This window comes from Wocania ichthyoenteri Th78, assembly GCF_000789235.1.
Taxonomy (GTDB): domain Bacteria; phylum Bacteroidota; class Bacteroidia; order Flavobacteriales; family Flavobacteriaceae; genus Wocania_A; species Wocania_A ichthyoenteri.
In genome coordinates this window covers 397,064-409,523 of sequence record NZ_KN525716.1, presented here as the reverse complement: position 1 = coordinate 409,523, position 12,460 = coordinate 397,064, and the positions used below count along the sequence as shown (strand labels likewise).

Below are 12,460 nucleotides of genomic sequence, written 5' to 3'. Positions count from 1 at the left end.
TGCTTAGTACTGATAACTTTTATTCTTAAAAAAAGAAAAGCACTTTATTTTAATTTGTTATTTGAAAAACCACTAAGTGAAACTTAGCGGTAGCTGGGAAACTTAAAGGTAGTGGATTTTTCTTGCTTTATCTAGACTGTTTTCTTAAGCCAATTACTGCACTTGATATATCTTGTTCAGCCTTTTTGTTACTCCATTCTTCCCAAAACTTAATAGTCGCACTTTGTGGTTTAATTGTAGGTTCATCTATTATTACTCTTGTTGGTAAAAGTGAAGAATCTCCAACAATTAAAGCTTCTCCAATATCTAGAATTGGTAGAACATCAGTTAGACCAGAAAGATTATCTGGAAGAAGCCTTTTTATTACAGCTTGGTCTTCTGCATTAGACAATCTCAATGAAATAAAATTATTACATTGACTAAGAACTGTTCTGTTTACTTCTGCTGGTCGTTGGCTTATAACAGTTAAACTAACTCCATATTTTCTGCCTTCTTTGGCAATTCTTTCAAAATTCTTTAGTCCTAACTCAGAAGCAGAATCTTGACTTGTTCTTTCAGGAATGTATAAATGAGCTTCATCACATAATAAACAAATTGGATGTCTTTTATCGTTTGCAGTCCATTGTTGAACTGTAAAAACGATTCTTGCAACTAATCCAATAACTAATGGCAGAACATCTGATGGGACCTCAGAAAAGTCAATAACCTTTACACCAGCTTTTTTGTCATTATTACTGGAACCTTGCATTAACGAATTACATAATTTATTCAGCCAATCAATTTCAAGTTCATCATCTGTTACTTGAAACATAAAACCAAGTCGCTTGTCTTGACTCTTAGCTTCTAGTCTTTGTATAAATCTTGTCAGTTTTCCGAAAAAGGGACCTTGCTTATCTCCTCTAGAACCTGCAACCATTTCAGTATCTAGACGAATAATTTCAGTTAAGACATTTTCCATTTTATAAGGTATTGGACTATCAATTGTGATACTATCTTTAAATGTAGTATCTCCTATACTTTCTAAAAATTTAACTTTTTCGTTAAAAACTGTTTTTGAAAAAATCATTGCTTGATTAGGAGCATTGCTGTCACTTCTATCTAATAGCATTGCTAGCATCTCTTCATAAGTCAGAAGCCAGTAAGGAAGCATTAGAACATTGTTTTCAAGATTTCCTTTTTTACCTAAATCTGATGGATTTGCAATTTTCAAATGTTGAATTCCGTCAGCTTTAAAATCTTCTCCGCTATATTCTCCGTGTATATCAAATAGAAGTGAATTAGCCATTGGTAGTTTTGCTATCTGTTCAACTAACTTTGCGACACACCAAGATTTACCTGAACCAGTACTACCAACAATTACTGCGTGTCTTTGAAAAAGTTTATCTCCATCTAAAAATGCCTCTGCATTTTCATCAATTGAGTATTTACCTAAAGAAAGTGGCACATCATAATTTTCTTGTGAAGATATTGTACGCATAAATTTGGTAATGTTTTCGCCATCTATAGGAAAACAATTTGCTTCAATCTCTGGTACTGTATCTAAAGTACGCTTAAACACATTTTCTTTTTCTCCGTGTTTGTCAATTAAAGTTCCAATTAGATTTACTTTTAGAATATTTTCTGTGAGCAGGAAGTTTGACATTCCTAAATCTTCTGTTGCTGAATTTTCGTCATCTGAAACCTTTCTTGTAATTCGATTTATTATACCAATTAAGTGTTGACCTGCCTTTGAACTTTTTACAGCAATTAAATGATTTACTTGAAGTTTACGAAGTTTGTCTAATTCATCAACTTTCACAATAATTGTTGCAGTATCAACACTAAAAACAGTACCAATTGTTGCAGATTCTTCAAATGTAAATATTGCCATAGTGTTGTTTTAAGAAATTATTAGTTTTAAGTATTCACCCAATTCCCAATAGCTAGTATCTTCAATTATTACCTCTCCAAATTTGGAAGAAAAAATTCTTGTGTCTTTTGAATTGGCTTCTTCGATCAGCATATAATTCTGACAATTATTATCAATAATTGATTGTTTTGTTTTTGGAGTAAGCTCTTTAGTTATTACTATAATTGGTTTTTGATTCTTTATTTGTGTAATAAGTTTTGGTTGAACATGAATATCATTAAATCCATAACCTATACACAAGAAACCATTAGCTTGTTCAATTTCAGTATCAGCTTGGGTAAAAATTGTTCTGTATGGCTCGTTATGTGTTTCAGAATACTTGCTTAATCCAGGAGTAACTATCAATGGGCTATAATTTTCTGGAATGTTTTGTCTATTTGGTAATTGGACGTTTTCATCTTCTTTTGATTTAAACCAATCTAGAGAACCATGAACTTTCCAAATATTTACTTGTCCCTTATAGCCTTTTAAAGAAGCTAAATTGTTTGATTGTATGTTATTTGAAAAATGACCTATAAGATTTTGAGAATACCCATTGCAAATAATTGCTTTAGCAATACTCGAAGCATATTCGGCTAGCCTATCATAGTTTGTTGTAATTATTGAAACCTTTTTACCGGCTGTGTTTAAAAAATATTCTAAAAGATTTGCTAAAGGAAAATCGAAATCTTTTTTAATAAAATGTTCGTAAGCTTCTAAATCAGATTTGCTTACTAATTCCCAAGTTTTATTTACGATTTCACTAAGTACGTTTGGTCTTAGTTGAAGTTTTGTAAGAGTTGATTCTAAATCTCCAGTTTTGTCAAATTCAGCGATAAATTCTTTGAATTGAAATTGGTCGTGAGAATCAGTAAAATTAATTGAGTTTTTTATATGTTCCCCTAAAACCCACATTGAAGGAAGCCTAAAAGGAACAGAAGCTCCACTTCCAAGAATTATGAGTGGAATATTATTTGTCCAAGCTTGAAGTTGTTTATATATAGCTTCTTTTTCCATTCAATTTTTTGGTTTGTTCAAGTCCAACACAAGTTCACGAAGTTAGAATTTTCTTACCATAAAACCAATACGTACTTCTACGTATTTTTAACCTTTAGTCAGCCAGTCAGTTCGAGTAATTCGACGCAGGAGAATTGTATCGAGAACTAAAACAACCCCGTAATTTCTCCATCATCATTAATATCAATATTTTCAGAAGCCGGATGTGCTGGTAACCCTGGCATACGCATAATATCGCCTGTAATTGGGATTAAAAAACCTGCACCAGCAGCGATTTCAATTTCTCTAACGGTAATGATGAAATCTTTTGGTCGCCCTAATAATTTTGGGTTATCAGATAACGATTTTTGAGTTTTAGCGATACAAATAGGTAGCTGTTCTAAACCTAAATCGGCAATTTTTTTTAATTGTGTTTTGGCTTTCGCCGTATAGTCCACATGTTCTGCGCCGTAAATTTCTGTAGCAATGGTTTCTATTTTATCGGTAACGCTCGATTCCCATTTATACAAAGGCTTAAAGTTTGAGGTTTTCGATTCTACAACATCAATAACACATTGTGCTAATTCTAAAGCGCCTTCGCCTCCTTTTGCCCAAACTTCAGCCAAAGCCACTTTAAGACCTTTTGATGCTGCAAAATCTTTAATCAATTGTATTTCTTCATCACTGTCAGATACAAATCTATTGATAGCAATTACTGGAGCGACGTTAAATTTTGTAATATTTTCCAAATGTTTTTCTAAGTTTGGAAGTCCGTTTTTAAGCGCATCAAGATTAGGTGTAGTCAACGATTTTAAATCGGCACCACCATGATATTTTAAGGCGCGAATGGTTGTGGTAAGCACAACGGTTTTAGGTTTAAGTCCAGCACTTTGGCATTTAATATCAAAGAATTTTTCGGCACCTAAATCGAAACCAAAACCAGCTTCGGTTACGGTATAATCTGAATGCGACATCCCCATTAATGTTGCAATCACAGAATTGGTACCTTGTGCAATATTTGCAAAGGGGCCACCGTGAATAATGGCAGGATTGCCTTCTATAGTCTGTACTAAATTAGGTTTTATAGCATCTTTTAGTAAGGCTGCCATAGCACCTTCGGCTTTTAAATCTTTAGCATAAATAGGTGCTTTGTTAAAGGTGTAGCCAATAAAAATTTTACCCAAACGATTTTTAAGGTCGGTTAAGTTTTTGGCTAAACACAGAATAGCCATAATTTCTGATGCTGCAGTAATATCAAACCCTGTTTCTCTAGGGATACCAGATGTTGTGCCGCCTAAGCCAACAATTATGTGTCTTAACGCACGATCGTTCATGTCTATAACACGTTTCCAGCCAACTGTTCTAGGGTCTATAAATAAAGAGTTTGTTTTACTTTGAATATTATTATCGATAATAGCAGACAGTAAATTATGTGCTTTTTCAATAGCCGAAAAATCTCCTGTAAAATGAAGATTGATATCTTCCATAGGTAACACCTGTGAGTATCCGCCACCAGTTGCGCCACCTTTTATACCAAAAATAGGCCCTAAAGAGGGCTCTCTTAAAACCACGGTTGTTTTTTTGTTTAACCGATTTAAACCTTCTGATAAACCAATAGAAATTGTTGTTTTTCCTTCGCCTGCTGGTGTTGGAGAAATAGCAGAAACGAGGATTAAATTACTTTTATCGGCGTTTTGTTTGTTTATGGCTTGCAGTGGTAATTTTGCTTTATACTTCCCATACATTTCAATATATTCTGGGTCTACACCAAATTTTTTAGCAATGGTTGAAATAGGTTTAAGTGTAATGGTTTTTGCAATTTGTAAGTCAGTCATAAAGCATAAATTTTGATTATCGAAATTTTAACATAGTTGTAAATATATTATATTTCGATGCCATATTTAGTGATTTTTGTCATATAAATAGGACTAACTTTATCGATTTGATAATTTATAAAATGAATCAAAAAATATGGCGTTTAGTTAAGTGCTTCTTTATATACTTTTAGGCAACGTTCGCGTGCCATTTTATGATCTACAATTGGTGACGGGTAGGTAAGCTCTTGAAAATCTGGTAGCCAGGTATTGATGTATTCCAAATTTTTATCAAACTTTTTAATTTGAGTTGTGGGATTGAAAATCCGAAAATATGGGGAGGCATCCACACCGCAACCAGCTACCCATTGCCAGTTACCAATATTACTTGCCATATCGTAATCGTGGAGTTTTTCGGCAAAATAGGCTTCGCCCCAACGCCAATCGATTAGTAAATGCTTACACAAAAAACTACCCACTAACATGCGTACACGGTTATGCATAAACCCGGTTTGATTTAATTGACGCATACCAGCATCAACTAAAGGATAACCAGTTTTACCTTCGCACCATGCTTTAAATTCTACTTCGTTATTACGCCAAATAATGCGGTCGTATTTGGGTTTAAAACTTTTGGTTTGTGTCTGCGGAAAATGCCAAAGAGTTTGCATAAAAAACTCACGCCAAATCAATTCTTGCCAAAATACCTCGTTGGTTTCTGCCATGGCTTTTTTTACCATATTGCGAATGCTTACGGTACCAAAACGCAAATGCGGACCTAATCGTGATGTACTATCTTGAGCAGGGAAATTTCGTGTGGCTTCGTAGGTTTGTATTAATTTTGGAGTGACTTGATAGGGTTTTATGCTTTGTTGGGAAGGCTCAAAACCAATATCTTTTAAACTTAAATTTGGAAGTGATTTGTTTGTAATTAAATGATCTAATAATTCTTCCGAATGGAAAGATTTAACATCAGAAGGTTTAAACGTGTCTTTCCAACGCTTCATGTATGGTGTGTAAACTAAATATGGTGTACCATCACTTTTAACAACCTCCTTTTTTTCAAAAACAACTTGATCTTTATAGGTTTTAAAGTCAATATTGTTGTTGTTTAAGAGCGTCTCAATTTCTTTGTCGCGTGTTTTGGCATAAGGTTCGTAATCATGATTAGTGTAAACGCTTTCTATGTTGTATTGTTCAATTAATTGCTTATAGATAGCCAAAGGTTTGCCATAAAACATAGCAATACCACTTTTGTATTCATTGCTAAGCTTTGTATTTATATTTTGAAGCGTTTCGTAAATAAAGGTAACTCTCGTATCATTTTTTGGTAAGGCATCCAGTATTTCTGAATCGAAAATAAATATAGGAAGCACCTTATGTTTTCCTTTTAAAGCTTCAAATAGTCCATGATTGTCTTCTAATCTTAAATCGCGACGAAACCAAAATATGTTTACTGTTTTCTTCATTTATATAACTATTGTCACATCGATTAATTTTTATAAAAATTGTGTCAAGATGCTTTTCTCGATGCAATCCCGATAAAAAACGGAATTAATCGAACTGACATTTTAAATTAATATTTACCGAATAATACTTCTAATTTTTTTGTTCTGTAATTAAAAATTTCTTCCAGTTTTGGTTTAACTAAAATGGGATGAGCTAACTGACCAAGTATTCCAAAGGGAATTTTATAATCAATAATATCTTCCATTTCTACACCGCCATCAATTTCTTTAATAAAGTGTTTGTGGTGCCAAAGCGCATAGGGACCAAAGCGTTGTTCGTCAACAAAATAATGTTTGTCGACAACATGTGTAATTTCTGTAACCCATTTGGTTTTTATGCCTAAAACAGGTGTTACTATGTATTGAATAATCTGACCAGCAAACATAGGTCTGTCTGCTCCAGACAAAATATGGAAACCCATATAATCTGGTGTAATGGTTTTTAGGTTTTCTGGTGATGATAAAAAATCCCATGCCTCATCTAGAGTTATAGGTAAATTTTGTTTTTTATGGAGTCTGTAAATTTTCATAAAATTAGTTGTAGATAAGTATGTAGGCATTTAATGATGTAGCTATACATAACCATATAAAATAGGGGAGTATTAGCAAGCTTTTTGCTTTAAGCTCGTTTTTATAATCGAATAAAAATTTGGCAATAATACCAGTTAATAGGGTGATGCATATAAGTCCAAGAGTAATTAAATGTTGATTAAAGAAAATGTAATTCCAAATAATATTAAGTACAAACTGAATTAAGAATAAAATTTTCAACTTTGTATTTGGTATGATCTTATATAAAAGTGCCATATAGATTGAAAAACAAACCATTATGGTAGTCCAAGCTGCTCCAAAAACCCAACCTGGGGGCGTCCAAGGTGCTTTATTTAAATTCGTGTACCAATCGGTCTGTGGTCCATTATCCATAAGCCAACTTCCAATGGCTAAAGCTCCAAAATTTAGAATTAAGAATACGATAGTATATTTAAATAGTTTCATTTCTTGAAATTTTCAATTTGTTTAGCTATAACTTCTGCTTCTTCATACTTTTTGTCACTTTCAGAACGGTTAATACTTGATAATGTATGCCATTCTTTCATTAGTTTTTCATATTTCTCTTGTAGTTTTTCAACCTCAGTTTTCTTTTTAAACAATCCGAACATAGCTTTTTATTTTAGGTGTTTTGTAATTTTTGAATTTAACGGACTCGTTGCAGAGAAATAATAGTCTATTAGATTTCCATTAGTATCAATCAAATATTTCTGAAAGTTCCATTTTACAGACGAATTTATACGACCGTTTTTATTTTTTTGAGTTAACCACATATACAAAGGATGTTGGTTTCTTCCTTTTACATCTACTTTTTCAGTTATTAAAAATGTAACGCCATAATTTATTTCGCAAAACGATTTTATGGCATCTTCGTTATCAGGTTCTTGTTTTCCAAATTGATTACATGGCACGCCAATAATTTGAAGTTTGTCTTTATAAGTTTCATGAAGGTTTTGTAAGTCTTTATATTGAGGGGTGAAACCGCATTTTGAAGCTACATTTACAACAAGGATGTATTTACCTTTAAATTCTGAAAGGTTTAAAGCTTTGCCATCAAGTGTATTTATCTCAATATCATAAATAGAATCAGCATTCACTACTTTATGGCTTTCTCCTCTTGAAAATAAAGTAGCTATAAACGTTTTTAAGGGGTTCATATTTATATTTTAAAAGTTACAATACCGCAATCCATTTCGAATACTTGTCCAGACATAGAAGCTGCTTTATCAGACATTAAAAATGTTGCCATATCTGCAACTTCTTCAGGATTTAAAAATTTTTTTAGTGGATGTCTTTCTGTAATGTTTTCTATCATTTTATCATTGCGTAACAGTTTAGAAGCTAGTTGCGTATCTGTGACTGTTGGTGCAATAGCATTGATGCGAATGGTTGGTGCTAATTCTGCGCCTAACGATTTCACTAAACCTTCTACACCAGATTTTGATGTTGAAATACTAGCATGAAATGGCATGCCTAGTTTCGCAGCTACAGTGCTAAAAAGTAAAATGGATGGTTTGTTTCTGGTTTTAAGTATGGGAAGATATTTTTGAATAACTTTTACAGCACCCAAAACATTGATTTCAAAATCGTTTTTGAAATCGTCTATACTTAATCGAGAAATAGGCTTCAGGTTGATGCTACCCGGACAATAAATAAGCCCGTCGGCAGTTTCAATTTCAGGTAAATTTTCTTGAATAACGTCGCAAGAATAATGAGTTAAGTTAGCATGCTCTAAGTTAGGAACGGTTCTGCTAATATTTACGACTTTACTGGAATTAACTAATTTGCTTATAATGGCATTACCAATGCCCTTACTTCCACCTACTACAATAATTGTTTTCATATGGTTTCAGGGCATTTTTTGTTTTATGGCCTGCCCTTTAGCCTTTTTTCAATTTTTTGTTTAATAACCGTTAAGCGTTTCATAAGATCCATAATTTCAGGGTCTTTTTTCTCTTTATAAATGGTATTTAAACTTAATATTAACTCTTTTACTTCCCTAGACGATTCAATACGCTCACTTGTTGTTTTAAAGGTGTGTTTACGTTGTTCAAACTCTAAAGCTTTATCAATAATCTCCATAATTTTTAATCTTTAATCTAATTTAATAAGTATATATAAAACACTTATTTTCATAATTTGCCAATATAATAAATTATATGAGATTTATGTTTTTTAATAAGGTTTATTAAGTAAAATTTAATACTTTATTTTTTTAGAATTATTTAACTACTTGTTTACTCATAAATTAACAATTAGTGCAAATATACAAAATGTTTAATGTGATTTTAAATAAGTTAAACAAAATAGTTTATAGAGCTATAAGAATAATTTATGAGTCTTTAGAAAGTTTATCAATCATTCCTTTAAATATAATACCGTGAAATGGAAGTACGCTAAACCAATATATACGCCCCAAAAGCCCTAATGGTCTAAATGTAGCGGTTTGTTTGAGTATACCATTTTCAATTTTAAATTCTAACCAAGCCTCACCTGGTAGTCTCATTTCGGCATAAAGTAAAAGTTTTTGTTGAGCTTTATCAGCAAAAATAACTCTCCAAAAATCTAGCGCATCTCCAGCATGTAATTCTGTTGGATTTGTACGACCTCTTCGTAAACCAATACCACCGAAAAGTTTATCAATATAGCCCCTAATACGCCATAAAAATGTACCATAATACCAACCCGTTTTACCGCCGATAGCCCAAATTTTATCGATTGTTTTTTTAGGATTATTTATAGGTCTTTCTTTATAATCTTTAAAGCAGCCATATTTAGGCACATTAATGTATTTGTGTAAACTATTGCGTAATCTACCACTGCTAACCATAGAATCTTTCCAGCTAGAAATTATACTATTTTGTTCTATTTTTTCAAAAGCTAATGCAACGGCTTGTTTGTAAGTAAGCGGCTTGACATCTAATATTTTATTGATATTACTGGGTTTTCCAATAATTTGAACCCCCATGCTATCTACTAAAGTTGATGCTAGCTTGTAAGATGTAGAGGTTACAAAATACAACCAGTAAGACGATAATTTTGGTGTCATTACGGGTACAGTTAAAATGTAACGTTTTAAATCTCGTACTTCTGCAAATTGCAATAAGAGTTGTTTGTAGGTTAAAATTTCTGGACCAAAAACATCATAAGTTTTGTTGTAAAGTGTTTTATTTCCTGCAGCGCCAGATAAAAAAGTTAAAACATCCCTTACTGCAAGTGGTTGTGTTTTAGTGTCTAACCACTTAGGGGCAATCATAAATGGTAATTTTTCGACTAAATCTCGTATAATTTCAAAAGATGAACTTCCAGAGCCTACTATTATTCCAGCTTTGAAAATAGTTGTCGCATACTGATTTGATGCCAAAGTATGCTCAACATTTAATCTTGAACGCAAATGTTTCGACAGCTCATCTTCATTTGTTATACCACTTAAATAAATAACCTGTTTTACTTGGGTTTTTTCTAATTGGCTTTTAAAATTTATAGCACAACGTTCTTCAAGAGATTCAAAACTTTTTGAAGAATTAGACATAGAGTGTATTAAATAATACGCCACATCAATGTCTTTTGGAATGTTTTTAAGAGTTTCTGTTTTTAAAAAATCTACTTCAACTATATCTATTAATTCTTCTTCTATATAACTCTTGTCTGCACGAAGTTTATCTCGAACACAACAAACCACTTGATGTCCTTCATGTATTAAAAAAGGAATGAGTCGTTTACCAATGTAACCTGTTGCTCCTGTTACTAGAATTTTCATGTAATAGCTTTTTATGAGGATTAGACGAATTATAGTTAACTCGAAGACTTATAGACTTATATTTTAATTTGCTGTTTATTAATAAGGTTTATGTAAAGATAATAAATGTTTAATTATTTTAAATAAAAATTAAACAAAATTTTAAATATTATTAACAACAATTATCCGTTTTAACTAATTTACAGCTAGAAACTGCAGCAATTGCACCTAAAATAGGAGCTGTAATATAAAGCCACAAATATTGAAAATTACCGGTGAATAGAGCAGGAGCAATAGAACGAATGGGATTCATAGAAGCTTTAGTCATAGGGCCTGCAAACATAGCTTCTAAAAGTATAACACCACCAATAGCTATACCAGCCATAGTACCAATTTCTTTGCTTCCAGTAGAAACATTAATAATAACTACCATTAAAAAGAATGTTAATAAAAACTCTAAAACAGCAGCTTTGTAGGGAGGAAATCCGTTGGCTGGAGTCGTTTCGCCTAAAAACTGACTTTCAGGAAATAAAAACCATAAAATAAAGCATGCGATAATTGCTCCAATAGCTTGTGCAAGAATATATTTAGGCACTAAATTCCATGCAAACTTTTTAGCAACTGCAAAGCCAATAGTTACAGCAGGATTAAAATGAGCTCCAGAAATTTCGCCAAAAGCATAAATCATTGCCATAACAATAAGCCCCCATGTTATGGCTACTCCTACGTGCGATATGCTTCCGTTTGTAATTTCATTTATTGTCATGGCTCCACAACCACAGAATACCATGGCAAATGTACCTATTGTTTCAGCATAATACTTTTTCATTAGTAATAATTTATTTGCGTTAAAGATTGTGTTCTACGATTACGCTAAAGATAAACTTCATCCTTTTTGTTTTATACAAAAAAATATAGCTTAAAGCCTAACCCTTTTGGGTTATACCCAAATTAATATAATGCAAATATACAACCCCTTATTTTAAGCTTTTGTTAACATTAAAAGATATTGTATTGCTTAATTTTATAGAATTACAAATAATTATTTGATTAACTAATAAAAACTTAAAATGAAAAAACTACTATTAATTTTAATGGCATTTACAATGGCTTACTCGGTAAATGCTCAAGTTACAACACCACAACCTAGCCCGTTAGCTAAGTTAGAACAAAAAGTGGGCTTAACCGATATAACTATTGAATACTCTAGGCCAGGTGTTAAAGGAAGAAAAATATTTGGAGGTTTAGAGCCTTTTGGAACGATTTGGCGAACTGGTGCAAATAAGAATACTGTGATTACTTTTAGTGATGATGTAAAAATTGCTGGGCAAGATGTAAAAGCAGGGTCTTACGCTATTTTTACAAAATTAAATACAGCTACGTCTTGGGATGTAATGTTTTATAATGACACGAATAATTGGGGAACACCGCAAAATTGGGACGATAGCAAAGTAGTGGCTACTGCTAAAGTTGATGTTATGGAAATTCCGTTTAATGTAGAGACGTTTGCCATAGATATTAACAACATTACCAATAATGGTGCTGCTTTAGAGCTGATTTGGGAGAAGTCTTACGCGGCTATTCCGTTTACTGTGCCTACAGACGCTAAGGTTGCTAAAAGTATAAATAGTATTATGAATGGACCATCTGCAGCAGATTATTACGAATCTGCAGTTTATCATCTAGAGTCTGGTAAAGATATTGACAAAGCTGTAAAATGGATTGATAAAGCTATTGATATGACAAAAGATAAACCTAAGTTTTGGTACATCCATCAACAAGCATTAATTCATGCAAAAGCTGGCGACAAAAAAGGTGCTATTGCTGCGGCAAAATCGTCATTAGCATTAGCAAAAGAAGCTAAATATGATGCTTATATTAGAAAAAATGAGGAGGTTTTAAAAGAGTGGGGAGCAATGTAATTTTAGATTTCTTGGAATTCTAGATTTTTACATATTATAAAAGT

At 32.4% G+C, this 12,460-nt stretch carries 13 protein-coding genes; 1 reads left to right on the top strand and 12 read right to left on the bottom strand.

Translation table 11 applies throughout. The annotated features are described in order from the left end of the window. Window positions 1-127 precede the first annotated feature (127 nt). The 12 genes from RG22_RS01965 to RG22_RS01910 all read right to left on the bottom strand — a co-directional run bounded on the left by RG22_RS01965 (window position 128) and on the right by RG22_RS01910 (window position 11,323). Window positions 128-1,870 carry an ATP-binding protein gene (locus tag RG22_RS01965; protein ID WP_034040413.1) on the bottom strand — a complete coding sequence of 581 codons (1,743 nt, stop codon included), beginning with the start codon at window positions 1,868-1,870 and terminating at the stop codon, window positions 128-130. 9 nt (window positions 1,871-1,879) lie between these two features. After that, window positions 1,880-2,905: an SIR2 family protein gene (locus RG22_RS01960; RefSeq protein WP_034040411.1), complete on the bottom strand. Its 1,026-nt coding sequence runs from the start codon at window positions 2,903-2,905 to the stop codon at window positions 1,880-1,882. Between the two features lie 146 nt (window positions 2,906-3,051). Continuing rightward, window positions 3,052-4,719 carry a formate--tetrahydrofolate ligase gene (locus RG22_RS01955; protein ID WP_034040408.1) on the bottom strand — a complete coding sequence of 556 codons (1,668 nt, stop codon included), beginning with the start codon at window positions 4,717-4,719 and terminating at the stop codon, window positions 3,052-3,054. A gap of 143 nt (window positions 4,720-4,862) precedes the next feature. Then, a complete protein-coding gene (locus tag RG22_RS01950) occupies window positions 4,863-6,167 on the bottom strand; it encodes a cryptochrome/photolyase family protein (protein WP_034040406.1) in 1,305 nt (434 codons plus the stop codon). Window positions 6,168-6,274: 107 nt separating this feature from the next. Beyond that, complete coding sequence (locus RG22_RS01945) at window positions 6,275-6,736, bottom strand: SRPBCC family protein (protein ID WP_034045593.1); 462 nt, start codon at window positions 6,734-6,736, stop codon at window positions 6,275-6,277. Window positions 6,737-6,740: 4 nt separating this feature from the next. Further along, window positions 6,741-7,202: a TspO/MBR family protein gene (locus tag RG22_RS01940; RefSeq protein WP_034040404.1), complete on the bottom strand. Its 462-nt coding sequence runs from the start codon at window positions 7,200-7,202 to the stop codon at window positions 6,741-6,743. Continuing rightward, window positions 7,199-7,366, bottom strand: a complete 168-nt coding sequence (locus tag RG22_RS17810; protein ID WP_034040403.1) for a Lacal_2735 family protein — start codon at window positions 7,364-7,366, stop codon at window positions 7,199-7,201. The genes RG22_RS01940 and RG22_RS17810 overlap by 4 nt, the downstream gene beginning before the upstream one ends. Before the next feature lie 6 nt (window positions 7,367-7,372). Continuing rightward, window positions 7,373-7,912: a glutathione peroxidase gene (locus RG22_RS01930; protein ID WP_034040401.1), complete on the bottom strand. Its 540-nt coding sequence runs from the start codon at window positions 7,910-7,912 to the stop codon at window positions 7,373-7,375. A gap of 2 nt (window positions 7,913-7,914) precedes the next feature. Next, a complete protein-coding gene (locus tag RG22_RS01925; RefSeq protein ID WP_034040399.1) occupies window positions 7,915-8,598 on the bottom strand; it encodes an SDR family NAD(P)-dependent oxidoreductase in 684 nt (227 codons plus the stop codon). A gap of 23 nt (window positions 8,599-8,621) precedes the next feature. Next, window positions 8,622-8,837: a hypothetical protein gene (locus RG22_RS01920; RefSeq protein ID WP_034040397.1), complete on the bottom strand. Its 216-nt coding sequence runs from the start codon at window positions 8,835-8,837 to the stop codon at window positions 8,622-8,624. Between the two features lie 250 nt (window positions 8,838-9,087). After that, on the bottom strand, window positions 9,088-10,515 hold the full coding sequence (locus RG22_RS01915) for an SDR family oxidoreductase (RefSeq protein WP_034040395.1): 1,428 nt from the start codon (window positions 10,513-10,515) through the stop codon (window positions 9,088-9,090). Window positions 10,516-10,666: 151 nt separating this feature from the next. Beyond that, window positions 10,667-11,323: an MIP/aquaporin family protein gene (locus RG22_RS01910; protein ID WP_034040392.1), complete on the bottom strand. Its 657-nt coding sequence runs from the start codon at window positions 11,321-11,323 to the stop codon at window positions 10,667-10,669. Between the two features lie 241 nt (window positions 11,324-11,564). On the opposite strand from RG22_RS01910, the gene RG22_RS01905 reads away from it, so the two are divergent. Beyond that, entirely contained in the window at window positions 11,565-12,416 is an 852-nt protein-coding gene (locus RG22_RS01905; RefSeq protein WP_034040390.1) for a DUF2911 domain-containing protein, read from the top strand. Window positions 12,417-12,460: the final 44 nt, after the last annotated feature.